A 25,574-nucleotide genomic window follows, 5' to 3' on the forward strand; every position below is an offset into this window, starting at 1 on the left:
GTAAGCAGGAACCAGGTAGGACGTCAGAGAAACAAGTAACACGTCAGGGAAAACAGGTACGACGTCAGGGAAAACACGGACAAACTAACCCGCGCCGCGCCCACGTGCCGGGCGGGACGCCGCCGGACGCCTGACCCCCTACGCGCTGTAAGGTTGAGGGCATGGCTGGAAGAGGGCCTCACGGCAGGGTGGAACGGCGCAGTTCGGGCGAGTTGGAGAGCGAGGTCCTCGCGGCCTTGTGGTCCACGGAGCACCCGCTCACCCCCGCCGAGATCCAGCTGGAGATCGGCGGCGGCCTGGCCTACAACACCGTGCACACCATCCTCAAGCGCCTGTACGACAAGGGCCTGGTGCTGCGCGAGGTGGACGGGCGGCGGGGCGCCTACCGGCCGGCCAAGAACGCGGCCGAGCTGACCGCCCAGGCGATGCACGACGCCCTGGACCGCGGTCCCGATCCGATCGCCGCCCTCCAGCAGTTCGTGACCGGGCTGAGCCCCGAGGAGGAGCGGGCCCTGCGCGAACTGCTCACCGGAGGCGCCGCGTGACGGTCGACGTCTACACCCCGCTGGCGCTGTCCGCGCTGCTCGCCGCGATCAGTCCCGCGGTCGGCCGACGAGTGGCCCCCGCCCTGGCCGCGCGCGTGCTGACCGCCGCTGCCGCGGTGACGGCCGCCGCCACCGTGTGGTCCCTCGTCCTGCTGGCCGCCACCCTCCTCAACGACGCCCCGCCGGTCGTCGCCGAGGCCCGGGAGGCCGGCCACGTCATCCCGGACCCGGTGCCCGAGGCGATCGGGATCGCCGCCTGCCCGGCCCTGGCGCTGATCGCCCACCGGCTGTGGCGGGCCGTCCGCGCCGAGTACGCCACGCGCCGTACGCTGCGGCGGCTGTGCGAGGGGCAACCGGGGGACACCGAACTCATCGTCGCCGCCTCGCCCGTGCCGCGGGCGTTCGCCATCCCCGGCTCACCGGGCCGGATCCTGGTCACCGAGGCGATGCTCGGCGCGCTGGAGCCGGTCGAGCGCCGGGTGCTGCTCGCCCACGAACGCGCCCATCTGGCGCACCGGCACGCGCTGCTGGTGACCACGGCCAGGCTGGCCTGCGCGGCCAACCCGCTGCTCGGGTCGGTCCGCGACCAGGTGTCCTTCCTCGTCGAGCGCTGGGCGGACGAGCGGGCCGCCGCGGTGGTCGGCGACCGCACCACCACCGCCCGCGCGCTCGCCCGCGCGGCGCTCACGGCCGGGCGGGCGGAGCCTTCGTGCGCCCTGGGCTTCACCGATCGCGCCGTCACCCGCCGTATCGCGGCGCTCCAGTCCGCCCCGCCGCCGTATCTGCGCTCGGTCGCGGCGGCCGTCCTCGCCCTCGGTGCGCTGCCCGCCCTGGGCGCCGCCGACGCCACGGGCGACCTGCTGCGCCTGCTGGTGCACATCGTCCCGTAGGCCGAGGGCGTCCCGTACGGAGAGGAGCGCGCGCGTCAGCCGGCATTGGGCTTGCGGTGCGGGGGCTGCTCCGGGGCCGGCAGGTGCTTCGGCGGTGGGACGGGGCGGGCCGTGGCGGCTCCCGGGCGGAGCGTGACCGGGGTGTCGTGGTGACGGATCGTCATGGTCGGCCCGTCGAGCAGCGAGTACGTGGCGCTCTGCTGGGTGACCTCCACGCGCAGCCGGCGGCCGCGGAACTGGAGTGTGAAGGCGAGGCGGCTGAACTTCTCCGGCAGCCGTGGCGAGAACCACAGTTCCTCACCGGCCCTGCGGGTGCCGCCGAACCCGGCCACCAGCGCCAGCCAGGTACCGGCCAGGGAGGCGATGTGCAGCCCGTCGCGGGTGTTGTGCTCCAGGTCCTCCAGGTCCATGAGGGCGGCCTCGGCCGCGTAGTCGTAGGCCAGGCGCAGATGTCCCGCCTGGGCGGCGATGACGGCCTGCACGCAGGCCGACAGCGAGGAGTCCCGTACGGTCAGCGGCTCGTAGTAGGCGAAGTTGCGGGCGATGTGCTCCTCGTCGAACTCGCTGCCGCAGGTGTACATCGCCAGCACCAGGTCGGCCTGCTTGATCACCTGCTTGCGGTACAGGTCGAAGTAGGGGAAGTGCAGCAGCAGCGGGTACTGGTCGGCGCGGGTGCCGGCGAAGTCCCAGCGCTGGTAACGGGTGAAACCCGCGTGCTGCTCGTGCACGCCCAGCTCGGCGTTGTACGGGAGGTTCATCGCCTCGGCCGCGTCCCGCCAGGTGGCGCTCTCCTCGTCGTCGGCGCCGAGCCGCTCCGCCTCCTTCGGATGGCGTTCGACGACGTCTGCCGCGGCCAGCAGGTTCGCCCGGGCCATCAGGTTGGTGTACGTGTTGTCGTCGGCGATCGCGCTGTACTCGTCGGGTCCGGTGACGCCGTCGATGTGGAAGGTGCCGTGGTGGTCGTGGTGGCCCAGCGAGCGCCACAGCCGGGCCGTCTCGACGAGCAGTTCGACTCCGGTGTCGCGTTCGAAGTCCTCGTCGCCCGTCGTCGCGACGTAGCGCACCACGGCGTGCGCGATGGCGGCGTTCACGTGGAAGGCGGCGGTGCCGGCCGGCCAGTACGCCGACCCCTCCTGGCCCTCGATGGTCCGCCAGGGGAACGCGGCGCCGCGCAGGCCCAGCTGGGCGGCGCGCTCCCGGGCGGCGGGCAGGGTGTTCTGCCGCCAGCGCAGTGCCTCGGTCACGGCGTCGGGCGCGGTGTAGGTCAGCACGGGGAGCACGAACATCTCGGTGTCCCAGAAGGCGTGCCCGTCGTAGCCGGAGCCGGTCAGCCCCTTGGCCGCGATCGCCCGCTCCTCGGCGCGGGCGCCGGCCTGAAGGACGTGGAAGAGGGCGAAGCGGACGGCCTGCTGGATCTCCTCGTCGCCGTCCACCTCGACGTCGGCACAGGACCAGAAGTCGTCGAGGTACGCCCGCTGTTCCTCGACCAGGCCGGTCCAACCGCCGTGCGCGGCGGCCGCCAGGGCCGCGTCGACCTGGTCGCTCATCGCCGGCAGGGAGCGGGCGCCGGACCAGCCGTGCGCGACGAACTTCTCCACCCGCAGCCGCTGTCCCGGTTCGAGGACGGAGGTGACCGTCAGCCGGGCCAGGTGGGGATGGCTCTCGCTGTCGGTCCTGGTGTGCTCGGGGCCGGAGACGACGTGGTCGGCGGCCACGGCCACCCGCAGGCCGCTGTGCCGGGTGCAGTGGACCAGCCGCAGCCGTTCGCCGGAGGCGAAGTCGTCCTCCGGCTCCAGCGGGGACTCCAGGGCCATCGCCGCCCGGGGGTCGCCGTCGGACTGGGGCATCTGCTCGTTGGCCACCAGCTCCGACTGGATGACCACGCGGGCCTGGGAGCCGACGGGCTCCACCTCGTAGGCGACCGCGGCGATCGACCGCTGGGTGAGGGAGACCAGGCGGGTGGAGCGCACCCGGACCGTCGTGCCGGCCGGGGAGATCCACTCGCAGGTCCGCTCCATCACCCCGCGGCGCAGGTCGACGGTGCGCTCGTGGGAGACCAGCCGGCCGTAGCGCAGGTCGAACGGCTCGTCGTCGACGAGGAGCCGCAGCACCTTGCCGTTGGTGATGTTGATGAGCGTCTGGCCCGACTCGGGGTAGCCGTAGCCGGCCTCCGCGTACGGCAGCGGGTGCACCTCGTACACGCCGTTGAGGTAGGAGCCGGGCAGTCCGTGCGGTTCGCCCTCGTCGAGGTTGCCGCGCCAGCCGATGTGCCCGTTGGACAGCGCGAAGACGGACTCGCTCTGGGCGAGGACGTCGAGGCTGAGTTCCGTCTCGCGCACGGTCCACGGCTCGACGGCGTACGAACGGTGGGTGATCACGCGGTTCCTCCTCCCGCGCCGAGAAGTTCGGCGAGGTCCTTGACGACCACGTCGGCGCCGTGCGCGTACAGCGCGTCGCGCTGGCCCACGCGGTCGACACCGACGACGTATCCGAAGCGGCCCGAGCGGCCCGCCTCCATGCCGGCCAGCGCGTCCTCGAAGACGGCGGCCCGCCCGGCTTCGACGCCGAGGTCGCGGGCGGCGGCCAGGAAGGTGTCGGGCCGGGGCTTGCCGGGCAGCGCGCGTTCGCGGGCCACCACTCCGTCGATGCGGACGTCGAAGAGGTGTTCGGCGTCGATGGAGTGCAGGACGTCCCGGGTGTTGGCGCTGGAGGAGACGATCGCGGTCCGCAGGCCCTCGGCCCGGACGGCCCCGATGTAGCGCAGGGTGCCCTCGTACGCCTCCACACCCTCGGTACGGATCTTCTCCAGGAGGAGTTCGTTCTTGCGGTTGCCGACCCCGTTGACCGTCGGGGCGTCCGGCGGGTCGTCAGGGCTTCCCTCGGGCAGTTCGATGCCGCGGGAGGCGAGGAAGGTGCGCACCCCGTCGGCGCGGGGGCGGCCGTCGACGTACTCGTCGTAGTCGGCGACCTGGTCGAAGGGCCGGAAGCCGGCGCCCTCCCGCTCGCGCAGGAAGGCGTCGAACGTCTCCTTCCAGGCGGCCGCGTGCACCACGGCCGTCTTGGTGACCACCCCGTCGAGGTCGAAGAGGCAGACGGTGATGTCTTCGGGCAGACCGAGCTGTGTCATAAAGGCACCTTTCCCCGCATCGCGGCTTTGAGAGGGTGTCGAGTGCCACATCCGGCCGATGCCGCATCTGACGTTCAGTCGCGGCGAACGGTCGTCAGTCCCGCGGCCATCGTGCTCCCGGCGGCGGGCGTACGCCGGTTGCGCGGACGCGTCCGCCCCGCGGCGCCGGGATCCGTCCCCGCCGACCGGGTGACACACTGTGCCGTGTGCCGCCGACCTTCGACGACCTCCTCGCCCGTGCCCGAGCCCTCCCCCGTGCCGGGCACCGGGCGATCCTCGGGGTCGCGGGCAGTCCCGGCGCGGGCAAGTCGACGCTGGCCGAGCACCTGGTGCGGGCGCTGAACGCGGACGGGGACGGGGAGCCGTGGGTGGCGCACGTCCCGATGGACGGCTTCCACCTCGCCGACGTCGAACTCGACCGGCTGGGCCGCCGGGACCGCAAGGGCGCGCCGGACACCTTCGACGCGGCGGGGTACGCGGCGCTGCTGCGCCGGCTGCGCGAGGAGCCGGACGAGACGGTGTACGCGCCCGGCTTCGACCGCGTCCTGGAGCAGCCCGTGGCCGGCACCGTCCCGGTACCGCCGTCGGCCCGGCTGGTGGTGACGGAGGGCAACTACCTGCTGCTGGACACCGGACTCTGGGCGCGGGTGCGGCCCCGGCTGGACGAGGTGTGGTTCTGCGAACTCGACGAGCCGGAGCGTGTACGCCGCCTGGTCGCCCGCCACGAGGAGTTCGGCAAGTCGCACCAGGAGGCGGTGGCCTGGGTCGTGGGCACCGACCAGCGCAACGCGGACCTGGTCGCGGCGACCCGGTCCCGCGCGGACCTGATCGTGCCGCGGTCGGCCCTGCCGCCCTGCACACGCGCGGCCTGAGCCCGCCCGGTCCCGGTCGTCCGGCGCGACGGGCGCCCCTGCCGCGTTGGACTATGTTGGGCCTCTGTGGGAGACAAAGGAGGCGCCTCGGTGCCATCGCCGCAGCAGGCGCGGGCACAGGCGTCCGCGATCACCTCGGGAAAGACGGTTGCGCGGGCGGAGGCCGCCCCTACGTCCCAGCTCAGAACGATCTTCGACGGGCCCCATCTGTCTCCCGGGCAGCGCCGCATCGCCCAGTACCTGATCGAGAACATCACCGAGGCGGCGTTCATGTCGATCACGGAGCTCGCCGACCGGGTCGGCGTCAGCCAGCCGTCGGTGACGCGGTTCGCCGCGGCGGTCGGTTTCAGCGGCTACCCGGCGCTGCGCGAGAGGCTCCAGTCCATCGCGCTGCGGACGCTGGCGGGCGGACCGGGCACCTCCGTGCAGGACCGGAGCAACGAACTCCAGGCGGCCGTCGACGCGGAGATCGGGAACCTGGAGAACCTGCGCCGGGACTTCGCCGACCCCGGCCTTGTGATCGACACCGGCCGCGCGTTGTCGCGCTCGACCCCGCTGACCGTGCTCGGCCTGCGCATCTCGGGATCGCTCGCCGAGTACTTCGCCTACGCGGCGCGGCGCATCCATCCGGACGTGCGGCTGGTGACCCGCGGCGGCAGCGTCGCCTACGACGCGCTGTTGCAGGCCCGGGAGGCCGGCGGCACCTGGGTGCTGGCCTTCTCCATGCCCCGGCACGCCCACGAGACCCTGGCCGCCGTCCGGGTCGCCCGCGACGCCGGGCTCAAGGTGGCCGTGATCACCGACCTGGCGCTCGGACCGGTGGCCGACGAGGCCGACGTCACCTTCGCCACCGGGACCGGGTCCCGCCTGGTCTTCGACTCCTACGCCGCGCCCGGCGTGATGTGCGCGGCCCTGCTCCAGGCCATGACCGACGCCGACCCGGAACGGACCCACGCCCGGCTGGAGGAGTACGAGCAGATCGCCGACCAGCACCACTTCTTCCTTCGGGACTGACCGGCTCACCACCGGTCCGCCACGGTCGGCGCGACATTGGAAGATCGCCGTCTGCGGGCGGGCAATGCAAGCGGGCGTGAATGTTTACTTACTCCTTGCCAACCGAACGGCATATATAAATACTGCTCACGGATCACGCCCCGGACCAACCCCGGTACGTGCCACACCCTGCACGGGCACCCCGAGCCGCCGTCTCCCACCGGCGCCGGCACACGGGGTGCCGGGTCGGGCATCGCCTGCGCGAACGCCCGCAGCGGTCCCGGTCATCCCCTAGGCCGGGGCCGCTCACCTCGTCGTACCACCCCTCCACGACGCCGCACACCCGGAAGCGATGACCATGCCCCCGACGACCACGCGCCTCAGCCCGGACTGGCCCCGCCAGGTCAAGACCCCCGGCAGCTACGACTGGGAACGCTCCGCGGCCAAGTGGCTGCGCGAACTGGTCCCGGCGCGCTACGGCAGCTACCCGGCCCTGATCCGCCACCCCGTACTGCTCGCCCGCCATGCACGGATACAGGTCGAGCAGGAGATCCGGGTGGCCCGCACCGCCCTCCAGACCGCGCGCACCGAACTGCCCCGGTTGGGCATGCCCGAGTCGGTCATCGAGCACACGATCAAGCTGTACGCCGCCGAACTGCTGCAACTCCAGCACATCGCCCGCAGCGTCCGCGCGGTGACGGAGGCACTCGTGGAGCGCGCCGGACACCGGTGAGACATCCCGGCCGCGCTCGCCCAGCGCCGGATCGCGCGTGAATCCGGGCCGGCAATCCGGTGATCGGACCGGCCGGTTTGTGCGATGCTCGACGCGTGACCAGCGAGCCCGCCGTTCCCGCGGAGTCCGGCACCGTCCCCGACATGGCGGCGCTGGCCAAGGTGGTGGCAAGGCAGCGGGCCGAGCTCGACCGGCTCCAGGACCAGGCGGCGATCTCGGCCGTACTGGAGCGGGCCAAGGGAGCGCTGATGGCGCTGACCGGCTGCGCCGCGGAGGCCGCGTACGAGGAGCTGCTGGCGCGGTCCAAGGCCGCGAACCGCACGCTCATGGAGGAGTGCTGGATCACGCTCGGCGCCCTTCGGTCCCGGCCGGACGACGCCGGCGCCGAGCCGGCCACCCCATCCCCCGCACCCGCGGGCCCCGCACCCTCATCCACACGGCCCGCTCCCGCCGGGACCGGGACGGACGTCCCCGACGGGAGCGGCGGCTCGGACGTGCTCGCCGTGCTCGGCCGGGCCCTGGTCCGGGTCGGCACCCCGCTGGACCTCGCCCGGTGCCTGCTGGACCACCTCGCCGTGCCCGTGGGGGCCGCCGCGGTGATGATCTACCGGCGACTGCCCGCCGGAGGGCTGGAGTTGATCGGGCACGCCGGCATCGACGACGTGTTCGCCGACCTGTGGCGGCACGTGCCCCCGGTCAGCGGGGTGGCCGCGCGTCACGCCCTCGACACCCGCGAGGAACTGTGGCTGGAGGACCTCGCCGAGGACAGCAAGCGGTACCTGCCGATCAGGGGCCCGGCCGGCCCGTGGCTCACCCGGGCCTGGCTGCCCGTGCTCAACGGGGACGCGGCGGACGCCGTCATCGGTGTGCTGCGCGACCGCCCCGGCCCGTTCCTCCCGGACGTCCGGGAGCTGTTGCGCGGGGTGACCCGGCTGTGCGCGGGTCGGCTGCGCGCCTTCGCCGCCCGGCCGGAGCCCGCGGTGGCGGGCGCCACGGACGGTGCCGAGGCTGTGGTCCGCGCCCTGTTCGACGCGCTGCCCGGCATCACACTGCTGCTCACCCCGCTGCGGTCACCGTCGGGCGAGGTCGAGGACTACCGCATAGACGCCGCGACGGCGCAGACCGTCGACACGGTCGGCCGCGGCGGACGCGAACTGGTCGGCCGGCGGCTCCTCGAGTGCTGGCCGGCCGTCGCCCGGGAGCCGCTGTGGCAGGGCTGGCTGGACACGCTGGCCGACGGGGAGCCCTACGAGGGCGAGCCGTTCGCGCGGCAGGAACTGGTGGCGGGCGGCCAGGAGTTGTCCACGTACTCGGTGCGGGCCGCCCGTCTGGACGACGGCCTGGTGGTCACCTGGCTGCGGCACGAGTCCTCCGACCGGCAGGAGCAGCGCCTGGCGGACATCCAGCGGTTGGGCCACCTCGGCTGGGCCACCTGGAACCTGGTCACCCAGGAGGCGTTCTGGTCGTACCAGGTCTACGAGTTGTGCGGCCGCGACCCCGGAGACGGACCGGTCCGCCTGGCCGAGCTGCCGGAGCTCGCCCTTCCCGAGGACGCGCCCGGGCTGGCCCGGGTGGTGCGCGAACTGCTCACCGGGGGCAAGCCGTTCGACGTGCCGTTCCGGATCATGACGGCGGCCGGGGTTCGGCATCTGCGGCTCGTCGCGGAGGCCGTCCCGGACGCCGAGGGCACACCGGTCCAGGTGCACGGCTTCGTGCAGGACCTCACCGCGCAGCGCAGCGCCGAACTCGCCCTCGTCGAGAGCGAGCGGGCGATCCTGGCGCAGCACGGGATCCTCCAGGCCGAGCGGACTCTGGCGGGCCGCCTCCAGCACGCGCTGCTGCCGCTGCCGCGGCGGCCCGTGCGGCTGGCCGGGCTGCGGGTCGACGTGGTCTACCTGCCCGCGCAGTCCGGGATCCACGTCGGCGGTGACTGGTTCAGCGCGATCGAACTGCCGGGCGGCGACGCGCTGTTCGTGATCGGCGACGTCGCCGGGCACGGCATCGACGCGGTGGCCACCATGGCCCAGCTCCGGTTCACGGCCAAGGGCATGATCTTCACCGGTTCGGCGCTGGCGGACGCGCTCCTCGGGCTGAACACCCTGCTGCTCCACTCCCGGGACACCAGTCGTACGGCCACCATGGTGCTGGCCCGCTACAAGCCGGCCGAGCGCCGTCTGCTGTGGGTCCAGGCGGGACACCTGCCGCCGCTGCTGCTGCGCCGGGGCGAGCCCCGCTACCTCGACCGTCCGCGCGGTGTCCTGCTCGGGGCGACCGGAACCCCGGTGTTCGAGGAGGCGGAGTGCCGACTGGAGCCGGGAGACCGGCTGCTGCTGTACACCGACGGCCTGGTCGAGCGGCCCGGGGAGGCCATCCAGGAGGGCCTGGAGCGGCTTGCCGCGGCGGCCGCGACCGGCCCCGGCGAGCCGGCCGGCGCGCTGGGGCCGCTGCTGGCCTCGATGCTGGAGAGCGAACGCCGCGACGACGTCTGCGTCCTGGACCTCCGGGTGCCCGCACAGCCTTTGTAGGTCCCGCTCGCCGCGGCCGTCACCGCACCCCTCCCCGCACCGTCCGACCGGTTCAACCGCCGTCGACCGTGGTACGGGACTCCAGGGCGCGGCGGGTGTCGTCGCCGTAGACGCCGGTCGCGTCGCCGCTGATGCCGTACCAGAGCTGGAAGCGGGCGACGGCCGCCCTCAGTTCGCCGTCGTAGCGGCCGCCGGTGGAGCCGTCGCGGTAGACGTCCGGGACACGCAGGAGGCGTTCTTGCAGTTCGGTGACGCCCGGGCCGCTGTCGCCCTCGCGCAGGGTGCCGAGGCCGTCCGGATCGGTCGACGGGGTGGCGATGGGGGTCGCGGCCTGGATGGTCGTGGTGGCGGCACTCGCGGACGGCCGCGGTGGGGCCGCCGCCGCGCCGGCGGCCTCGCCCCGGGCGGGCAGCAGGAGGGCGCAGCCGAAACCCAGCAGCGCGGCCGCGGCCACGGCGACCGCGACGGCGGCCCCGTGCAGTGAGCGCCCCGCCGCGTCCGGGCCCCGGACCGGCGCCCGGCTGGGTGCGGGGCCCCGAGGTACGGGGCCCCGGGGTGTGGAACTCTCGGCCGGTGCGGCCGGGAGTTCCTCGGTCGCCGCGTCCTCCGCGGATCCGGCGGGCGGCCCCGGCGGATCCTCGCCGCCACCGGTGTCCCGCTGGTACTCCCTGAACTCCCGCATGAGCTCGGCGAGGGCGTCGGTCCGTCTGGGCCGGATGACGCGTACCGGCTCCAGGGGCGCCCCGCCGTGCGGCTGTTGGTGTCCGGGCGGTGTCGACACACTGCACTCCTCACGCTCTGCGTCCGGGCCCATCCCGAGGAGTGATACGCGGCCGCCGCCCGGCCGGTTCAGCGCCGCCCGCGGTGCTGCGGGCGGTGGCCGCTCACCCGGTGGCGGCGAGAAAGCGGTGCAGGGAGGACTTCATCGCGGCGACGAAGGCGTCCCGGCGTGTGTCGTCGACGGCGTCCAGGGACAAGTACGGGTTGAGGTCCTCCAGTTCGACCAGCAGCAGTTCGCCGCTCGGGGCGCGGCAGGCGTCGACCCGCTGGATGCCGTGGGCGAGGGTGTTCCATTCGACGAAGCTCCGGGCGAACTCCAGGTCCTCGCGGGAGGGTTCGTAGGGGCGCAGCTCCCAGCGCCGTTCCGGGTCCGGGGCGTGGAGGGCGTACTGGAAGTCGTGGTCGACAAAGTAGAACGAGACCTCGTAGGCGAAGTCGATGTGCGGCTGGACGAGGAGGGTGCCGTCGGCCAGGCCGGGCAGTTCCCCGGCGGGCACGATGCGCAGGCCTATGGAGTCGGCGCCCAGCTTGGGCTTGACCACGTAGCGGTCGGCCGCGGGCAGCCGGTGCAGGTCCTCGGGGCGGTCGACGGTGGGGATGACCGGGCGGCCGGCGGCGCTGAGATCGAGGAGGTACTGCTTGCCGGCCATGTCCGCGCGCCCGGTGAGCGGGTTGTAGACCGGTGTCTTCCGGTCCAGGACCCGGGTCCGGAAGTCGTCGTAGGCCGCCTGGTACTCCAGGACGGGTCCGCTGTTGCGGACGACGACGGCGTCGAAGGCGTCCATCAGCGCGGCGGCGTCCCGGGGGTTGCACAGGGCCAGGTCGAAGTCCTCGCGCAGGCGCGAGGTGAGCCGGATGTCCTCGTCGCAGTAGCGGCGCCCGCGGGCCGGGTACGCCAGGTCGGTGACGTAGAGCAGACGGGAACGAACGGGCGGCATGGGCGTCTCCTGGAACGTGGTGTCCGCTGGGGCGGACGGGGAGCGGGAGAAGGTGGGGAAAGGTTACTGCGCAAACCGCCCGATGCTCCCCCTTGCACTCGTTCCCCCATCAGGCTGCACTGAGTGCCATCTACGCCCGTCCAGATGCTACGTTCCCGTCCATGAGCTCCAGCAGCGCCGCGTCCCGGCGCGGTGAGAAGGCGCGGACGGCGGCCGGGCGGACGCCCATGCGGGAGGCCCTCGTGGCGGCGGCGTTCCGGCTGTTCCTGGAGCGCGGCTACGAACAGACCACCGTCGACGACATCGTGGCGCTCGCCGGGGTCGGACGGCGGTCGTTCTTCCGCTATTTCCCCTCCAAGGAGGACGTGGTCTTCCCCGACCACGAGCGGTACCTGGCCGATATGACGGCCTTCCTCGCCGCCGGCGGCGACGAGGACGAACCCGTGCGGCGGGTCTGCGACGCGGCCCGCCTGGTCCTGCGGATGTACACCGAGGACCCGGCGTTCTCCGTCCAGCGCTACCGGATCACCAAGCGCGTACCGGGGCTGCGGGCGTACGAGTTGTCGGTGGTGTGGCGCTACGAGCGCGCGCTCGCCGGGTATCTGCGGACCCGGTTCGCGCAGCGGCGCGACGGGACGCTGCGGGCGGACGTGATCGCGGCGGCGGTGGTGGCGGCACACAACAACGCCCTGCGCTCATGGCTGCGTTCGGACGGACAGGGCGACGCGGGTGCGGCGGTGGACCACGCGCTGAACCATGTGCAGGCCGCCTTCTGCGACCCGGCCGCCCCCCGCGCCGAACGGCGGCCCGGGGCGGCCCAGGAGGACGTGGTCGTCGTGGTCGCGCGGCGCGGAGCGCCCCTGTGGCGGGTGGTGCGGGAGGTCGAGACGGCGCTCGCGGAGGGCCGGCAGCCCCCGAACTGAGGGCAATTGAGGGTACGCAGTGCCTTTACGGGTGACACCCAGTGCCATACGCTGTGGTCGTGCACGGTGGCGCGACCACCGTGCACATGCGTGCCCGGGTGCGCCGCGCACGAGGGATTCCGGTCGAGCGCAGGGAGTTGACCAGCGTGTACTACCACTCAGGAAACACCGTTCTTCCGGCAGTCGGCGCCACGACCGGCCTTCTCGAGCCCGCGGCCCGCGACTCGCGGGCCCTGTACTTCCAGCGCTGCACCTGGTGCGGGACGGCCGTGTACCACCGGCTGCTGTGCCCGGTGTGCCGGGGCAGCGACCTGCGCACCGAGCGCAGCGCGGGTACGGGCACGGTCCGCCACTCCACGGTGGTGAACCGCAACTCCCCCGCCGCGCGCAATGTGTCGCTGGTCGAGATGAGCGAGGGCTTCGTCGTACGGGGCCGGGTCATGGGGCCGCCCATCGGCATCCACGGCGGCGACCGGGTCCGGCTGACCACGGCCAAGGACCCGGTGCGCGGCGAGCCGGTCTTCCAGCTGGTCGACGAGCCGTACGGCGCCTGGAGCTGACCGGCGGTCAACCGCCCACGACGTTGACCGGCCGTCAACCGCCCACGATGTCCGAGCGATCCCGCTCCGGCGCGCTGTCGGGCGCGAGGACCGGCCGGTCGTGCCCCGCGGTTCGGAGCGCCACGGCGGCGAGCGTCAGCACGGCGCACCCGGCGTAGACGCAGCCGGGCCAGGCGAGCAGCGCCGGATAGGCACCGGGGTGGACCAGGTGGTCCTCGGCGCCGATCAGGAAGGGCACCACGCGGGCGACGGTGACCACAGCCCACAACACGAGCGTGACGCGGCTGAGCAGGCGGCCGCGGAGGGGTCCGTGGGCCAGCCAGATCATGGCGGGCAGGCACCAGATCCAGTGGTGGCTCCACGAGACGGGGCTCACCAGCAGCCCGTACAGCTCCACGGCGACCAGGACGCCGAGCAGGTCGTGCCGCCGTACGGCGGAGCGCAGGGCACAGACCAGCGCCACGGTCACCAGAGCGAGCACGCACCAGAGGACCACGGCGGCGGTGATGTCCTGACCGAGCAGTCTGGCGACGGCGCCGCGCAGCGACTGGTTGCGCACCGACCAGACCGGGCCGACCCGGCCGGTGTCCGTGACGAGCGTGGACCAGTAGCGGGCGGACTCGCGCGGGGCGACACCCCAGGCGAGCGCCGTCGCCAAGGCCGCGGTCGCGACCGCCCACGCGGCGGCCCGCCACTGCCGGGTCGCCAGCAGGTACAGCCCCCCGACGGCCGGGGTCAGCTTCACCGCCGCCGCCAGGCCCACCCCCGCTCCCCTGCCCGGCGCCGCACGCGGCACGGCCAGGCCCCACAGGACCACGGCGCCCAGCAGCAGATTGACCTGGCCCTGGTCGAGGGTGTGGCGCACGGGTTCCAGCCACAGCCCGGCGGCGGCCCAGAGCAGGGCGCGCTGCCGGACCCTGCCGCCGGGACGCGGGCCCAGCAGCCGCACCGCGCACATAGCGACGACGACCAGGGCCGCCACGGACAGCGACTGCCAGAGCGCGACCAGCGCCCCCCAGGGAAGCCACGCCAGCGGCAGGAACACCAGTGCGGCGAAGGGCGGGTAGGTGAACGGCAGCCGCGGGATGGGCGGGGTGGTGCGCAGCGCGTAGTCGTACAGGCCGCCGGAGAGCACGTGCGGCGCGGCCTCGCGGTAGACACGCAGGTCCAGCGGGTGTGTGGGATGGGTGACGACGGCTACGACGTGCACCGCCAGGGAGACGGCCAGGCACCAGCCGGCATGGCCGGTGAGCCACTGTCCGATCCCCCGGCTCCTGGCCCAGATCCCTTGCACCGCACCAGCCCCGTCGTCTCGCAGCGCCCCGCACACTAGCCCAGCGGGTACCGCGTGCGGCGGCTGCCACGCGGTCAGAGGGTCACGCGGATTCCGACGGTTCCTCCGAGGCCGCGGCGCAGCCTGCTGCCCAGCAGGGTGAGGCGACCGATCAGCCCGTACTTGCGGGCGATCAGGCTCCGGTAGCGGGCGGTGGTGTCCGCGTCGCAGATCTCCGCCCGTGCCTCCACCTGTTCCCCGGTCGGATGCCCGCGCAGGTCGCAGGGGCCGACGAGGACGTCGGCGCGGTTGCGGATCCGCTTGACCTTCCAGGAGTCGGCGGTCGTCCACACACCGAGCGCGTCGCCGTCGCGCACCACCCAGACCGGGGTGGCGACCGGGGTGCCGTTCCTGCGATAGCTGGTGACGAGCAGGTACTTCCCCGCTCCGAGCCGCTCCACCAGGGTGTCGTCCATGCGCCGCAGTCTAGGCCCGGCGCGACGAGGCGGTGGAAGACTCGGGCTGTGGCCCGGGACGACGAGGACGGGGGCAGGACGGATGGTGCGGGACGGGGTACGGGAGGTCGCCTGCGACGAGTCGGGGTCGGACGGTGAGAACCTCACCGACGGCAACACCGATGTCTTCGCGCACGCCAGCGTGCTGCTGCCGATGGAGTCCGCCGCCGGGTGCGTACGGGAGATACGGAACCGGATCCGCTCGCCCGCGGAGGAGTACAAGGCCGGCCATCTGCTGCGGGAGAAGCACCGGGCGGTGCTGGAGTGGGTGCTCTCCCCTGCCGGGCCGCTGTACGGGCACGCCCGGGTGGACCTCACCGAGAAGGCGTTCTTCGTGGTGGACCGGGCCCTGGATCTGCTGCTCGGGGACGCGGCCGGCGCGAACGCCCTGTACGGCGCGGGGCGGGAGGCCTTCGGCGCGGACGGATGGCGGCGGTTCCTGCGGGCGGCCAACCGGCTGCTGCGGGCCAGGAGCGACGCTGAGCCCGTGGACCCGGTGGACGCCTTCCTCACCGGTGTCGAGGAACTGCGGCGTACGGAGGTTCCCGAGCCGGCCGCGGCGGTTCTGGAGCGGCTGGCCGGCAGCCGTGGGCGCGCCGAGGCCTACCGGGCCCGGGTCGCCGCCGGCCCGCCCCTGATCCCCGCGCTCAACCCGCTGCTGCCCGCGATCCTGCGCACGGCCGCGCTGTGGAGCGCGCCGCGAACCGCCGTGCGGCTCGTGCACGACCGGCAGAACATGCTCACTCCCGACCGCGTCGACTGGCTCCTGCGGACGGCCCGGCAGCGGGGTGTGACCGTGGACGGCGTGGAACTCGTCCACTCGCGGCTGGATCCGCGGGTGCAGCTCGCCGACTTCCTCGCCGGTGTCGCCCGCAAGCTCGCCTCCGACGAGTTGAACGGCTACGGCGACCCGGTGCTCACCACCCTGCTGCGCCCCTACGTCGGTGCGGCCTCCGTCTGGGGAGACGCCCCGAGCTGGACCCGCCTCGGCCCGTACCCGGACGGCCCCGGCCGGGAGACGCGGGCCGGCTCGGGGGCGCGGCTCCCCTGTTGAGCGGGCGCGCCAGAAGGAGATCATCCGAGCGCTGAACGCGGCCGTGCCCTGCCACGTATGGAGGAAGGGCGCTCAACGACCGCAGCGCCCCGCGGTGTTGAGACCGCGCGTTCGGGTTCGGGAGCCATGCATGGGGCACGCACGACGACGGGTCGTCCGGCGGGTGACACGGCTGACGGCCGTCGCGGGACTCCTCCTGGGAGGAGCGATGGTCGCGCAGGCGGCGATGGCGAGCGAGCCTCCCGGCGCCTCCGCCGCGCGCGGATCCGCGGGGCCGGCCGGCACATCCGGCACGTCCGGCGCCGACCTCGTGGCCCGGCTCGGCACCTCGCGCACGGCGGGCAACTGGATGGGTTCCGACGGGCGCCCGGTGGTCGCCGTGACCGACGAGCGGGCGGCCGCTGAGGTACGGCGGGCGGGCGCCGAGGCGAAGGTCGTGCGGCACAGCATGAACGAGCTGAAGGCGGCCACCGCGACACTCCGCGCGGCGCCCCGGGTGGCCGGCACGGCCTGGATGATGGACTACCGCTCCAACCGGGTGACGGTCGAGGGCGACAGCACGGTCTCCGCCGCCGACTGGGCCCGGATGACCGAGGTCGCCGGCAAGATCGGCGGCTTTGTGCGCATGGAGCGCACCGAGGGCGCCTTCACCACCCGACTCAACGGGGCGCAGCCCATCCTGTCGACCGGCGGGCGCTGCTCGGCGGGTTTCAACGTGACCGACGGGCGGACCGACTTCATCCTCACGGCCGGCCACTGCGGGCCCACCGGTTCCCTCTGGTTCGCCGACGGCCAGGGCGACCTGCAGCTCGGCAGGACGGTCGCCGGCTCCTTCCCGAGCGGCGACTTCTCGCTGGTGCGATACGACTCCGGCAGCGCGGGCCAGGGCGCCGACGTGGTGGCGATCGGCGGCGGCAACGGCGTACGGATCACGGGGGCGGGCGATCCGGCCGTGGGACAGCGGGTGTTCCGCAGCGGCAGCACGAGCGGGCTGCGCGACGGCGAGGTGACCGGCCTGGACGCGACCGTGAACTACCCCGAGGGAACCGTCACGGGTCTCATCCGGACCACGGTGTGCGCCGAGCCGGGCGACAGCGGCGGTCCGCTGTTCTCCGAGGGGATCGCCCTGGGGGTGACCTCGGGCGGCAGCGGCGACTGCACAAGGGGCGGTACGACGTTCTTCCAGCCGGTCACCAAGGCACTGTCCGCGCTCGACGTGCGGCTGATCGTGACCGACGCGCGGCAGAGGACCGAGCAGAGCGCGGAGCCGTCCGCCCCGGCCACCCACAGCGCCATCGCCCCCGGCGCGGCCTCCCCCGGCTCCTCGGCGCCGGTGACCGGCACCCCGGACGGGACCGCGCTGCTCTCCCGGCTCTTCGACCCCGAAAACGTCGGCCCGGGTCTTCTGATCATGGGGGGCAGTCTGATCGCCCTGGTGGCCACCCGCTGGATCCGTGCGGAACGGGACCGCAAGGCCTACCAGAGGTACTACTCGGCGACGTGGAGCTGACGGCCTGCACGGATGGCGGCGACGGCGGGACCGGCGGCGGAGGGCAGAGGTCGGAGCCGGCTCAGGCCGCCCTGTCGGAGGGCGGGGCGGCCGTGGCCCACTCCATCACCAGGCGCTGGTACTCCTCGCGCTGCTCGGTGGTCAGTATCCCGCCCGACCTGAGCCACAGTGCCCGGATCTCCTCGTTGACCTCCGCGGCCGATCGCTCGGAGACGGGTTCAACACTGGTGGACATGCCGTGAAGCATATGCCGCCCGACGTGAAGGCGCTGTGAATAAGTACGAGCGATACGGGCATATCGGACCGTGTTGCTCATCACGTCAATTCGGCAGGTCACCGGCGCGAGTTCACCCTCGGCCGACGGGTCGCGACGTCGGCCGTGCCCGTGCCCGTGCACATGCCGTCAGGTGCCCGGCTTGCGCCCGTAGACGAACACGTCGTCGCCCTTCTTCAGCAGCGACCAGTACTTCTTGGCGTCCTTCGGCGTCATGTTGACGCAGCCGTGCGAACCCGGCGGATTCCACATGCTCAGGCCGACGGAGTGGAAGGCCTGGCCGCCGTCGAAGAACTGACTGTAGGGCATCGGCACGTTGTAGACGGTCGAGACGTGGTCGATGTCCCGCCAGTAGATCTTCTTCAGGCCGGTGCGGGTCGTGTACCCCTTGCGTCCCGTGCGCACCGGCACCGGCCCGTAGACGAGCCGGCTGCCGTCCTGTATCCAGCTGAGCTGGAGCGTGAGGTCGACACACGCGATGCGGCCCTTGTTCACCGGGCACTTGCCGCTCTTGTTGGGCTTCTTGCCGACGGCCTTCTGCTTGTTCATGAGGTTCATCACGCCCCAGGTGACGGAACCCGCGTAGCCGATGTTCGGCGTGATGCCGTGCTTGTTCTGGAAGGCCCGGATGGCCTTGCAGTCGGCGGCCGACTGCCGTCCGTCGACCGGCCGCCCGAGGAACTTCTCCACCTGCTTCTGGTACGGCCCCGCCTGCGTCGTGCAACTCGCCGCCTGTGCCGGTGCGGTACCGAGCGCGAGCGTGAGCGGCGCCACCAGTCCCGTGACGCCCAGTACGACCGCTCCCCGCCTGCCGATGTCCTTCATAACGGCCTTGCCCCCTAGGTGCGTTCCGCCACTTCCCGACACCTAGACCCGTGACGGGGCACATCGGTTGCAAGGGGGCGCGTGCCGAGACGAAACGGTGACACGCTCCCGGCGGACGCGGCCGAGGCGGGGACCGCTCAGGTGTCCCCCTCTTCCCGCTCCTCCTGAACGGCCGCGCGGAAAGCGGTGTTGACCGCCGTGAGGCCGCCGTCGACGGTCAGGGTGGTGCCGGTGATCCAGGCCGCGTCGCGGGAGGCGAGGAAGGCCACCGCGGCGGCGATGTCCTCCGGTTCGCCGACCCGGCCCAGCGGGTACAGACCGCGGACCCGGTCGAGATCGGCCTCCCGCCCCTCCCAGGCCGAGGTGCGGACCGTGCCCGGCACCACCAGGTTGACGCGGACGCCGCGGGAGGCGGCGTGCCCGGCGAGGGTGCGGGTGAGCGAGGCCAGCCCCGCCTTCGCCGCGCTGTAGCCGTGGTTGCCGAAGTCCTGGACGCCGTTGACCGAGCCGATGCTGACGATCGCTCCCCTGCCGCCCGCCGCCAGGTGGGGCAGGGCGGCGCGGCAGCAGCGGTAGGCACCGGTCAGGGTGATGTCGAGGTCGCGGGCCCACACCGCTTCCGGGTCGTCCTCGAACAACGGGGTGTCGGGCGTGCAGTGGGCCGCACAGTTGACCAGGACGTCGAGGGATCCGAAGGCCTGGACGGCCAGGTCCACGGCCGCCTGGACCGCGTCCCGGTCCGCGACGTCCAACGCCTGCGCCCGCGCAGTGAGTCCACGCTCGCGCAGCGCCGCCGCCGTGTGCTCCGCCACGTCCCCGTCCAGGTCGGTGACCAGGACCCCGGCCCCCTCCTCGGCCAGCCTGCGCGCGGTGGCCGCACCGATGCCCCGGCCCGCGCCGGTGATGAGAACCCCGTGTCCGTCGAACCGCCCACTGTCCGTCATGCGCCGAACCTACTTCCCCGAAGGACGTCTCGGGCAGTCAGCGCGCGGCATGTCCTCGCCCTCGCGACTCCCACAACTCCCGGCGCGCATCGGCGTCGTGGCCGGTGGACCCGAACGAGGGGCGGCTCGGCGGGGCGCGATCGGCGGCGGTTCGGCGGGGCCCGGTCAGCGGTAGCCGGTCGGGTCGGCGGGCAGGCCCGCGTCCTGGACCTCGACGAGGTAGCGCCAGGCGTCGGGGCGGCTGCCGTCCAGGTCGGTGAAGCCGTAGTCCTGGGCGAGGCCGCCGCTGGAGAGGGAACGGCCGTTCCAGCGGGCCACGTCCGGGTCCGCGGCCAGGGCGGCGACGGCGCGGCCCACATAGCGCGGGGTCTCGGAGATGGCGAAGTGCGGGACGCGGTCCAGGGCTTCGCGCCAGTTGTCCTCACGGACCCCGAAGTGGTCGAGCATCAACTCCGAGCGCAGCCAGCCGGGGGTGAGGGCCACCGCCGTGGCGCCGCGCGGGCCGAGTTCGTGGCCGAGTGCGAAGGCCATGCGCAGGACGGACGCCTTGGCGAGGTCGTAGAAGAAGTTGACGCGGTAGGTGTCCCGGTTGTACTCGGCGGTGCCGTCGGTCATCTCCACCACCAGACCGCCAGGGTGACGCAGCAGCAGCGGCAGGGCGTGGTGGCTGGTGATCGCGTGCGTCTCCACCGCGAGCCGGAGCAACCGCAGTCCGTTGCCGAGGTCGTGCTCCCACACCGGGGTGTCCCACGCGAAGAGGTGCTCCGCGCCCCAGATGTCGTTGACGAGGACGTCGAGACGGTCCTGCTCGCGCGCGATGCGATCCACGAGGGCGCGGACCTGGTCGGACTCCAGATGGTCGACCGGTACGGCGATGCCGTGGCCGCCGGCCTCGGTGACCAGGTCGGCGGTGTCCTCGATGGTCTCGGGGCGGTCGTACTCCGAGCGGCGGGCGCGGGTGGTGCGTCCGGTGACGTAGACGGTGGCGCCGGCCGCGCCGAGCTCCACCGCGATTCCCCTGCCCGCTCCCCGTGTCGCCCCCGCGACCAGCGCGACCTTGCCTTCCAGTGGGCCCGGCATGTCCGACCTCCCGATGTGTCTTCCGTCGATGCCGTCATCGAGGGTGCCGGGGAAACCGGACATCTTCTGTCGCCTTTCGGCGCGGGAATCGGTAAAACGCGGGCGGGCCGCACGAGCGCCTTTTCGGTCTCGTGCGGCCCGCCACCCGGGCTCCGGGCTCGGTTCTCCTGGCTCAGTGCCCGCGGGCGATCCACTCCTGGAGGTGCGGGGCCTCGGCGCCGATGGTGGTCGGGTCGCCGTGGCCGGTGAGGACCTTCGTCTCGGGCGGCAGCGTCAGCAGGCGGTCGCGGATCGAGTCGATGATCGTCGGGAAGTGGGAGTAGGAACGACCGGTGGCGCCTGGACCGCCCTGGAAGAGCGTGTCGCCGGTGAAGACCACGCCCAGTCCGGGGTCGTACAGGCAGATCGCGCCCGGGGCGTGGCCGGGCGTGTGCATGACCTTCAGATCGGCGCCGGCCGCCTCGATGACCTGGCCGTCGACCAGGTGCTCGTCGGGGTCCCGGTTCGGGTGGGTCATCTTCCACAGCGGCAGGTCGTCGGGGTGCAGCCAGATGGTCGCGCCGGTGAGGTCGGCGAGCGCCGGGGCCGCGTCGATGTGGTCGTTGTGGGCGTGGGTGCACACGATGGCGGTCAGCCGGCGGTCGCCGACCGCCGCGGCGATGGCCTCGGCGTCATGGGCGGCGTCGATGACGACGGCCTCATGGTCGTCGCCGACGATCCACACGTTGTTGTCGACGTCCCAGGTGCCGCCGTCCAGCGTGAACTGCCCGGAGGTGACGAGGCGTTCGATGCGGGTGGCCATCAGAGCACCACCACCGAGCGCAGCACGTCGCCGTGGTGCATCCGCTCGAACGCCTTCTCCACCTCGTCCAGTTGGATGGTCTCGGTGACGAACTTGTCCAGCGGCAGGCGTCCTTGCAGGTGCAGGTCGATGAGCATCGGGAAGTCCCGGGAGGGCAGGCAGTCGCCGTACCAGCTCGACTTCAGCGCCCCGCCGCGTCCGAAGACGTCCAGCAGCGGCAGTTCCAGCTTCATCTCCGGGGTCGGCACGCCGACCAGGACGACCGTGCCGGCCAGGTCACGGGCGTAGAAGGCCTGCCGGTACGTCTCGGGACGGCCGACCGCCTCGATGACGACGTCGGCGCCGAAGCCGCCGGTCAGCTCGCGGATGGCCTCGACCGGGTCGTTCTCCTTGGAGTTGACCGTGTGCGTGGCGCCCATGGTGCGGGCGGTCTCCAGCTTGCGGTCGTCGATGTCGACGGCGATGACCTTCGCCGCGCCCGCCAGGAACGCCCCGGCGATCGCCGCGTCGCCGACACCGCCGCAGCCGATGACGGCGACCGAGTCGCCGCGGCCGACGTTGCCGGTGTTGATCGCCGCGCCGATGCCGGCCATCACGCCGCAGCCCAGCAGCCCGGCCACCGCCGGGGAGACCGACGGGTCGACCTTGGTGCACTGACCGGCCGCCACCAGGGTCTTCTCGGCGAACGCGCCGATTCCGAGAGCCGGGGAGAGTTCGGTGTCGTCGGTCAGGGTCATCCGCTGCCGCGCGTTGTGGGTGTCGAAGCAGTACCAGGGCCGCCCGCGCAGACAGGCGCGGCACTTGCCGCACACGGCCCGCCAGTTGAGGATGACGAAGTCGCCGGGCGCGACGTCGGTGACGTCGTCGCCGACCGACTCCACGACGCCGGCGGCCTCGTGGCCGAGCAGGAACGGGAACTCGTCATTGATTCCGCCCTGCTTGTAGTGCAGGTCGGTGTGGCAGACGCCGCAGGCCTGGATCCGTACGACGGCCTCTCCCGGCCCCGGGTCCGGCACGACGATCGTCTCGACCCGCACCGGTTCGTTCTTGCCGGGTGCGATCACGCCGCGCACTTCCTGCGCCATGGTGGTGGTCCCTTCCGTCGAGCGATGTACGTCCCCCGACCCTACGTCCGACTGATCGGTAAGGGCACCGAGGGGGCCTCTGATCTGCAAGGACGGGCGGGTGAGGCACGGGCGCCCGGCCCGCGGGGCGAAAGGTCAGTGCTGGATGGCGGGAACCGGCAGGCCGAGGGGCTGGAGCCCGCAGACGGACGGGGCGCCCGCGGCGCTCGCGGGCAGCGCGGTCAGGCCCGTGACCGAGAGGGCAAGTCCGACGGCGGCGACGATGCGTCGAGTGCAGATCATGCCCTCGGCAACTCCGTCCGGACCCGCCCGGACACGGGCCCGCAGCCGCGCTCACCCGTCAGGCGCAGCGCCCGGACCGCGCTTGCCGTGCCCGCCGGGGCGGAGGCGTCTCGCACTGTGAGGCCTGCCGCGGCCCGCTCCTCGCCGGGCCGCGGCCCTTGGAGGAGGTCGTCATGTCAGCCTCGGCAAGCCCCGCCTTCGACACCGACACGCTCCGCCGCGGCATCGTGCGGGGCGACCGTGCCGCGTACGTGGAGTCCTGCCAGTACCCGGACGGCGGCCGGGTCTTCGCGGAGTCCATGGTCTTGCTGCGGGACGGCAGGATCGCCGAGCAGACACTGATCCAGGCTTGGGACGCATAGGCGGGAGGGCCGCGAGGTTCCAGGTCAGCTCCCGTCTGACCTGGACCTTCTCGGCCCGCGCCGGCCCGCGCCGGCCTGGGCCGGTCCCGCTCCGCGCGGTCGCGCCTGCCGGGGCCGGCATCCGCGGTGTCTCGCCTGGCATCCGCCGCGCTGGTCCGCTCGCTGCCGCGGCCGAAGGCCGCGTCCGGGCCGTACGGCGGTGCGCGGCCTTCGGCCGCGGCGGGCCGTGTCGGTTAGGGTGAGGCGGGGCCGTGACTGGCGCTGAGGTGGAGCACCACCGGGGAGCGGCCCACGCAGAGTCATGAGCCGCGCGCCTGGGCAATTCCCCCGAACGCCCAGGAGTGGACCATGTCCCAGGCCCGTCCGATGGACGGCACCGCGCTCGCCCGCCGTGTCGTCGAGGAGACCGCGCGGAAGGCCGCCGCACTCACCGAGCGCACCGGTACGGCGCCCTGTCTGGCGACGGTGCTGGTCGGTGAGGACCCCGCCTCCGTCACCTACGTACGGATGAAGCAGAACCGCTGCCGCAGGGCCGGTATCGAATCCCGCCATGTGGCACTGCCGGCCGCGACCACCACCGAGGAACTCGTCGACACGCTGCGGTCGCTGTCCAAGGATCCCGCCGTGCACGGCATCCTGCTCCAGCACCCCGTCGGCGAGCACATCGACGAGCGGGCCGCGTTCGAGGCGATCGCGCCCGAGAAGGACGTCGACGGAGTCACCTGCGCCTCGTTCGCGGCGATGAGCTTCGGTCTGCCGGGGTTCGTGTCCTGCACGCCCGGCGGCATCCTGCGGCTGCTGGACGCGTACGACGTCGAGCTGCGCGGCCGGCGCGCCGTCGTGGTGGGCCGCAGCGCGATCCTCGGCAAGCCCGTGGGGATGCTGCTGCTCGCGCGGGACGCGACGGTGACGTACTGCCACTCGCGGACCGCGGACCTGCCGGTCGCCGTGCGCGAGGCGGACATCGTGGTCGCCGCGGTGGGCCGGCCCCGGCTCATCCGCGGCGAGGACCTCAAGCCCGGCGCCGTGGTGATCGACGCGGGCTACAACCCGGGCAACGTCGGCGACGTCGACTTCGACTCCGCCGTGGAACGGGCCTCGCTGATCACTCCGGTGCCCGGTGGGGTGGGCCCGATGACGATCGCCACGCTGCTGGAGCAGACCGTGACGGCCGCCGCCCGGCAGCTCGGGGTGTGACCGGCGTACCGGGGCCGGAGCAGGAGTGAAGGCACCGACACCCCTCGGGTCGTTCACCGGCGGCGGGCGGCCGCGCGGCCATACTGACCGTCGTGCGCGTAGCGATCATGACAGCGGGATCCCGGGGCGACGTCGCCCCCTTCACCGGCCTGGGGCACGGCCTGGCTCTCGCGGGTCACGAGGTCACCCTGGTCACGCACGGATGCTTCGAACCGCTGGTCGCGGGCTCGGGCCTCGGCTTCCACCCACTGCCGGTGGACCCGCGGGCCGAGTTGGAGTCCTCGCGCGGCCGGGGACTCCACCGCAGCGCCTCCGGCACGGGCAAGGTGCTGCGGGCCGTGGGGCTGGTGCGGGCGGCCATCGCCCGGATGACGGACGATCTGATCGCGGCGGCCGAGAAGAGCGACGTACTGCTGCTCGCCGGCTCGCTCGGGCCGGTCGGGCACGCCATCGCCGAGGCGATGAACCTGCCCAGCATCGGCGCCCATCTCCAACCCCTCTCCCCCACAAGGGAGTTCGCGCCCCCGCTGCTGGGCGGCGGACACTGGGGCGGAGCTGCGAACCGCCTCGCCGGACATGGAGTGAACCTGGCCGTGGAACGGGTCTTCTCTGCGGCCGTACCCGCCGTGCGGACCCGGCTGGGGCTGCCGCCCGCCCGCGCGGGCACCGGCCGCCGCATCCGCCGGGGGCAGCGCCGGCCGGTGTACCACGGCTTCAGCCCGCTCGTGGTGCCCAGGCCCCACGACTGGCGCAGTGGGCTCCAGGTGTGCGGGTACTGGTGGCCGTACGACCGTTACACCCAACTCCCCGACGGCCTGTGGGACTTCCTCGACGCGGGCCCTCCGCCGGTCTACGTGGGGCTGGGCAGCGCCACCGTGCCCGACCCCGGGCGGCTCAGCGACACCATCGTGCGCGCGCTGCGCCGGGCCGGACTGCGCGGTGTGGTCCAGCGGGGCTGGGCCGGACTGGAGGCGTCCGGCGAGGACATGCTGACCATCGGCGAGGTCCCGCACTCGGCCCTGTTCCCGCGGCTGGCGGGCGTGGTGCACCACGCCGGTGCGGGCACGACCGCGGCCGGGCTGCGGGCCGGCGTCCCCGCGGTGCCCGTGCCCGTGCAGTTCGACGAGGGTTTCTGGGCCGATCGTCTCGTCGGCCTCGGCGTGGCCCCCTGCTCGGTTCCGCTGCGCAGCCTCACCGCGGACAACCTCGCCGCGGCCCTGGTCCGCGCCACCCGTGGCCACGGACATCGTGAACGGGCACGGGCCCTGGGCGCCCGGATCCGCGAGGAGAACGGCCTGGCCCCGGTACTGAACGCGGTCGAACAACTCGCCCGCTAGGTCCTGTCGTCAAATTCCCGTCGTCGCCCGAAGGCGGGAATGTGACGACAGGACCTAGTAGTACTTCGTTAGGTTGGCTGGCGTGGGTGGTGTTCTGGCGGAGCTGAAGCGGGGATGCCGCGGTGGCAGGTGGGGCATGTGCCGGTCC

General features: G+C 73.2%; 25 protein-coding genes, 1 pseudogene and 1 riboswitch. Of the genes and pseudogenes, 13 read left to right on the forward strand and 13 right to left on the reverse strand.

The window, feature by feature from the left end; all coding sequences use genetic code 11:
* The first annotated feature begins 161 nt into the window (after positions 1-161).
* Both ACIQFZ_RS33990 and ACIQFZ_RS33995 read left to right on the forward strand, forming a co-directional pair.
* On the forward strand, positions 162-545 hold the full coding sequence (locus ACIQFZ_RS33990; RefSeq protein WP_141355372.1) for a BlaI/MecI/CopY family transcriptional regulator: 384 nt from the start codon (positions 162-164) through the stop codon (positions 543-545).
* On the forward strand, positions 542-1,435 hold the full coding sequence (locus ACIQFZ_RS33995) for a M56 family metallopeptidase (protein WP_365424415.1): 894 nt from the start codon (positions 542-544) through the stop codon (positions 1,433-1,435). The genes ACIQFZ_RS33990 and ACIQFZ_RS33995 overlap by 4 nt, the downstream gene beginning before the upstream one ends.
* A 35-nt stretch (positions 1,436-1,470) precedes the next feature.
* Here the strand turns inward: ACIQFZ_RS33995 and ACIQFZ_RS34000 are convergent, their stop codons facing one another.
* Both ACIQFZ_RS34000 and ACIQFZ_RS34005 read right to left on the reverse strand, forming a co-directional pair.
* Positions 1,471-3,813: a glycosyl hydrolase family 65 protein gene (locus tag ACIQFZ_RS34000; protein WP_365424417.1), complete on the reverse strand. Its 2,343-nt coding sequence runs from the start codon at positions 3,811-3,813 to the stop codon at positions 1,471-1,473.
* The gene (locus ACIQFZ_RS34005; RefSeq protein ID WP_402693030.1) at positions 3,810-4,562 is read right to left on the reverse strand and encodes an HAD family hydrolase; all 753 of its coding nucleotides are present in this window, start codon (positions 4,560-4,562) and stop codon (positions 3,810-3,812) included. Before ACIQFZ_RS34005 ends, ACIQFZ_RS34000 begins: the two co-directional genes overlap by 4 nt.
* A gap of 206 nt (positions 4,563-4,768) precedes the next feature.
* Here ACIQFZ_RS34005 and ACIQFZ_RS34010 point away from each other — a divergent pair, with 206 nt between their 5' ends.
* The 4 genes from ACIQFZ_RS34010 to ACIQFZ_RS34025 all read left to right on the forward strand — a co-directional run bounded on the left by ACIQFZ_RS34010 (position 4,769) and on the right by ACIQFZ_RS34025 (position 9,685).
* Positions 4,769-5,434 carry a nucleoside/nucleotide kinase family protein gene (locus tag ACIQFZ_RS34010; RefSeq protein ID WP_383058684.1) on the forward strand — a complete coding sequence of 222 codons (666 nt, stop codon included), beginning with the start codon at positions 4,769-4,771 and terminating at the stop codon, positions 5,432-5,434.
* Between the two features lie 90 nt (positions 5,435-5,524).
* Complete coding sequence (locus ACIQFZ_RS34015; RefSeq protein ID WP_365424423.1) at positions 5,525-6,448, forward strand: MurR/RpiR family transcriptional regulator; 924 nt, start codon at positions 5,525-5,527, stop codon at positions 6,446-6,448.
* Between the two features lie 331 nt (positions 6,449-6,779).
* Positions 6,780-7,160, forward strand: a complete 381-nt coding sequence (locus ACIQFZ_RS34020) for a hypothetical protein (RefSeq protein WP_172632751.1) — start codon at positions 6,780-6,782, stop codon at positions 7,158-7,160.
* Between the two features lie 143 nt (positions 7,161-7,303).
* Positions 7,304-9,685 (forward strand): SpoIIE family protein phosphatase, encoded by a 2,382-nt coding sequence (locus ACIQFZ_RS34025; protein WP_383058708.1) that lies wholly within the window; start codon positions 7,304-7,306, stop codon positions 9,683-9,685.
* Positions 9,686-9,737: 52 nt separating this feature from the next.
* Here the strand turns inward: ACIQFZ_RS34025 and ACIQFZ_RS34030 are convergent, their stop codons facing one another.
* Both ACIQFZ_RS34030 and ACIQFZ_RS34035 read right to left on the reverse strand, forming a co-directional pair.
* Entirely contained in the window at positions 9,738-10,466 is a 729-nt protein-coding gene (locus ACIQFZ_RS34030) for a peptidoglycan-binding domain-containing protein (protein WP_365424425.1), read from the reverse strand.
* A 103-nt stretch (positions 10,467-10,569) separates the two neighbouring features.
* On the reverse strand, positions 10,570-11,403 hold the full coding sequence (locus ACIQFZ_RS34035; RefSeq protein WP_365775715.1) for a hypothetical protein: 834 nt from the start codon (positions 11,401-11,403) through the stop codon (positions 10,570-10,572).
* Positions 11,404-11,564: 161 nt separating this feature from the next.
* On the opposite strand from ACIQFZ_RS34035, the gene ACIQFZ_RS34040 reads away from it, so the two are divergent.
* Together ACIQFZ_RS34040 and ACIQFZ_RS34045 are read left to right on the forward strand one after the other, a co-directional pair.
* Positions 11,565-12,326 (forward strand): TetR family transcriptional regulator, encoded by a 762-nt coding sequence (locus tag ACIQFZ_RS34040; RefSeq protein ID WP_365424428.1) that lies wholly within the window; start codon positions 11,565-11,567, stop codon positions 12,324-12,326.
* A 146-nt stretch (positions 12,327-12,472) separates the two neighbouring features.
* Positions 12,473-12,886: a Zn-ribbon domain-containing OB-fold protein gene (locus tag ACIQFZ_RS34045; protein WP_376652873.1), complete on the forward strand. Its 414-nt coding sequence runs from the start codon at positions 12,473-12,475 to the stop codon at positions 12,884-12,886.
* A 34-nt stretch (positions 12,887-12,920) separates the two neighbouring features.
* Here the strand turns inward: ACIQFZ_RS34045 and ACIQFZ_RS34050 are convergent, their stop codons facing one another.
* Together ACIQFZ_RS34050 and ACIQFZ_RS34055 are read right to left on the reverse strand one after the other, a co-directional pair.
* Positions 12,921-14,180 carry a glycosyltransferase 87 family protein gene (locus tag ACIQFZ_RS34050; protein ID WP_402693031.1) on the reverse strand — a complete coding sequence of 420 codons (1,260 nt, stop codon included), beginning with the start codon at positions 14,178-14,180 and terminating at the stop codon, positions 12,921-12,923.
* Positions 14,181-14,254: 74 nt separating this feature from the next.
* Entirely contained in the window at positions 14,255-14,635 is a 381-nt protein-coding gene (locus ACIQFZ_RS34055; RefSeq protein WP_402693032.1) for a PPOX class F420-dependent oxidoreductase, read from the reverse strand.
* Positions 14,636-14,717: 82 nt separating this feature from the next.
* Here ACIQFZ_RS34055 and ACIQFZ_RS34060 point away from each other — a divergent pair, with 82 nt between their 5' ends.
* Positions 14,718-15,728 carry a DUF3800 domain-containing protein gene (locus ACIQFZ_RS34060; RefSeq protein ID WP_365424433.1) on the forward strand — a complete coding sequence of 337 codons (1,011 nt, stop codon included), beginning with the start codon at positions 14,718-14,720 and terminating at the stop codon, positions 15,726-15,728.
* A 130-nt stretch (positions 15,729-15,858) separates the two neighbouring features.
* Positions 15,859-17,238 carry a S1 family peptidase gene (locus ACIQFZ_RS34065; protein WP_402693033.1) on the forward strand — a complete coding sequence of 460 codons (1,380 nt, stop codon included), beginning with the start codon at positions 15,859-15,861 and terminating at the stop codon, positions 17,236-17,238.
* A gap of 61 nt (positions 17,239-17,299) precedes the next feature.
* Here ACIQFZ_RS34065 and ACIQFZ_RS34070 read toward each other — a convergent pair whose 3' ends face one another.
* The 7 genes from ACIQFZ_RS34070 to ACIQFZ_RS34100 all read right to left on the reverse strand — a co-directional run bounded on the left by ACIQFZ_RS34070 (position 17,300) and on the right by ACIQFZ_RS34100 (position 22,530).
* Positions 17,300-17,485: a hypothetical protein gene (locus tag ACIQFZ_RS34070; protein ID WP_365424437.1), complete on the reverse strand. Its 186-nt coding sequence runs from the start codon at positions 17,483-17,485 to the stop codon at positions 17,300-17,302.
* Between the two features lie 156 nt (positions 17,486-17,641).
* Entirely contained in the window at positions 17,642-18,337 is a 696-nt protein-coding gene (locus ACIQFZ_RS34075) for a L,D-transpeptidase family protein (protein ID WP_402693034.1), read from the reverse strand.
* A 137-nt stretch (positions 18,338-18,474) separates the two neighbouring features.
* Complete coding sequence (locus ACIQFZ_RS34080) at positions 18,475-19,281, reverse strand: SDR family NAD(P)-dependent oxidoreductase (RefSeq protein WP_402693035.1); 807 nt, start codon at positions 19,279-19,281, stop codon at positions 18,475-18,477.
* Positions 19,282-19,446: 165 nt separating this feature from the next.
* Positions 19,447-20,361, reverse strand: a complete 915-nt coding sequence (locus ACIQFZ_RS34085) for an SDR family oxidoreductase (protein ID WP_365424443.1) — start codon at positions 20,359-20,361, stop codon at positions 19,447-19,449.
* Between the two features lie 172 nt (positions 20,362-20,533).
* Positions 20,534-21,163 (reverse strand): MBL fold metallo-hydrolase, encoded by a 630-nt coding sequence (locus tag ACIQFZ_RS34090; RefSeq protein WP_365418038.1) that lies wholly within the window; start codon positions 21,161-21,163, stop codon positions 20,534-20,536.
* Positions 21,163-22,248, reverse strand: coding sequence for an S-(hydroxymethyl)mycothiol dehydrogenase (locus ACIQFZ_RS34095; protein ID WP_402693036.1), 1,086 nt, complete (start codon positions 22,246-22,248; stop codon positions 21,163-21,165). The genes ACIQFZ_RS34090 and ACIQFZ_RS34095 overlap by 1 nt, the downstream gene beginning before the upstream one ends.
* 135 nt (positions 22,249-22,383) lie before the next feature.
* A complete protein-coding gene (locus ACIQFZ_RS34100; protein ID WP_365418046.1) occupies positions 22,384-22,530 on the reverse strand; it encodes a hypothetical protein in 147 nt (48 codons plus the stop codon).
* 218 nt (positions 22,531-22,748) lie between these two features.
* Here ACIQFZ_RS34100 and ACIQFZ_RS34105 point away from each other — a divergent pair.
* The 3 genes and pseudogenes from ACIQFZ_RS34105 to ACIQFZ_RS34115 form a co-directional block, all read left to right on the forward strand.
* A pseudogene (locus ACIQFZ_RS34105) lies at positions 22,749-22,892 on the forward strand (nuclear transport factor 2 family protein); the annotation flags it as partial.
* Positions 22,893-23,133: 241 nt separating this feature from the next.
* Positions 23,134-23,219, forward strand: a riboswitch (ZMP/ZTP riboswitch).
* Positions 23,220-23,240: 21 nt separating this feature from the next.
* The gene (locus ACIQFZ_RS34110; protein ID WP_402693037.1) at positions 23,241-24,089 is read left to right on the forward strand and encodes a bifunctional 5,10-methylenetetrahydrofolate dehydrogenase/5,10-methenyltetrahydrofolate cyclohydrolase; all 849 of its coding nucleotides are present in this window, start codon (positions 23,241-23,243) and stop codon (positions 24,087-24,089) included.
* Positions 24,090-24,196: 107 nt separating this feature from the next.
* Positions 24,197-25,426 carry a glycosyltransferase gene (locus tag ACIQFZ_RS34115; protein WP_365775731.1) on the forward strand — a complete coding sequence of 410 codons (1,230 nt, stop codon included), beginning with the start codon at positions 24,197-24,199 and terminating at the stop codon, positions 25,424-25,426.
* Positions 25,427-25,574: the final 148 nt, after the last annotated feature.

It is taken from the genome of Streptomyces sp. NPDC093064, from assembly GCF_044754605.1.
In the GTDB taxonomy this organism is placed as follows: Bacteria; Actinomycetota; Actinomycetes; order Streptomycetales; family Streptomycetaceae; genus Streptomyces.

Coding starts and splice junctions, on each gene's coding strand:
- ACIQFZ_RS33990 (WP_141355372.1), top strand. CDS start 162: ATGGCTGGAAGAGGGCCTCACGGCAGGGTGGAACGGCGCAGTTCGGGC.
- ACIQFZ_RS34005 (WP_402693030.1), bottom strand. CDS start 4,562: ATGACACAGCTCGGTCTGCCCGAAGACATCACCGTCTGCCTCTTCGAC.
- ACIQFZ_RS34020 (WP_172632751.1), top strand. CDS start 6,780: ATGACCATGCCCCCGACGACCACGCGCCTCAGCCCGGACTGGCCCCGC.
- ACIQFZ_RS34025 (WP_383058708.1), top strand. CDS start 7,304: ATGGCGGCGCTGGCCAAGGTGGTGGCAAGGCAGCGGGCCGAGCTCGAC.
- ACIQFZ_RS34035 (WP_365775715.1), bottom strand. CDS start 11,403: ATGCCGCCCGTTCGTTCCCGTCTGCTCTACGTCACCGACCTGGCGTAC.
- ACIQFZ_RS34040 (WP_365424428.1), top strand. CDS start 11,565: ATGAGCTCCAGCAGCGCCGCGTCCCGGCGCGGTGAGAAGGCGCGGACG.
- ACIQFZ_RS34055 (WP_402693032.1), bottom strand. CDS start 14,635: ATGGACGACACCCTGGTGGAGCGGCTCGGAGCGGGGAAGTACCTGCTC.
- ACIQFZ_RS34060 (WP_365424433.1), top strand. CDS start 14,718: ATGGTGCGGGACGGGGTACGGGAGGTCGCCTGCGACGAGTCGGGGTCG.
- ACIQFZ_RS34065 (WP_402693033.1), top strand. CDS start 15,859: ATGGGGCACGCACGACGACGGGTCGTCCGGCGGGTGACACGGCTGACG.
- ACIQFZ_RS34070 (WP_365424437.1), bottom strand. CDS start 17,485: ATGCTTCACGGCATGTCCACCAGTGTTGAACCCGTCTCCGAGCGATCG.
- ACIQFZ_RS34075 (WP_402693034.1), bottom strand. CDS start 18,337: ATGAAGGACATCGGCAGGCGGGGAGCGGTCGTACTGGGCGTCACGGGA.
- ACIQFZ_RS34080 (WP_402693035.1), bottom strand. CDS start 19,281: ATGACGGACAGTGGGCGGTTCGACGGACACGGGGTTCTCATCACCGGC.
- ACIQFZ_RS34085 (WP_365424443.1), bottom strand. CDS start 20,361: ATGCCGGGCCCACTGGAAGGCAAGGTCGCGCTGGTCGCGGGGGCGACA.
- ACIQFZ_RS34090 (WP_365418038.1), bottom strand. CDS start 21,163: ATGGCCACCCGCATCGAACGCCTCGTCACCTCCGGGCAGTTCACGCTG.
- ACIQFZ_RS34095 (WP_402693036.1), bottom strand. CDS start 22,248: ATGGCGCAGGAAGTGCGCGGCGTGATCGCACCCGGCAAGAACGAACCG.
- ACIQFZ_RS34100 (WP_365418046.1), bottom strand. CDS start 22,530: ATGATCTGCACTCGACGCATCGTCGCCGCCGTCGGACTTGCCCTCTCG.
- ACIQFZ_RS34110 (WP_402693037.1), top strand. CDS start 23,241: ATGTCCCAGGCCCGTCCGATGGACGGCACCGCGCTCGCCCGCCGTGTC.
- ACIQFZ_RS34115 (WP_365775731.1), top strand. CDS start 24,197: ATGACAGCGGGATCCCGGGGCGACGTCGCCCCCTTCACCGGCCTGGGG.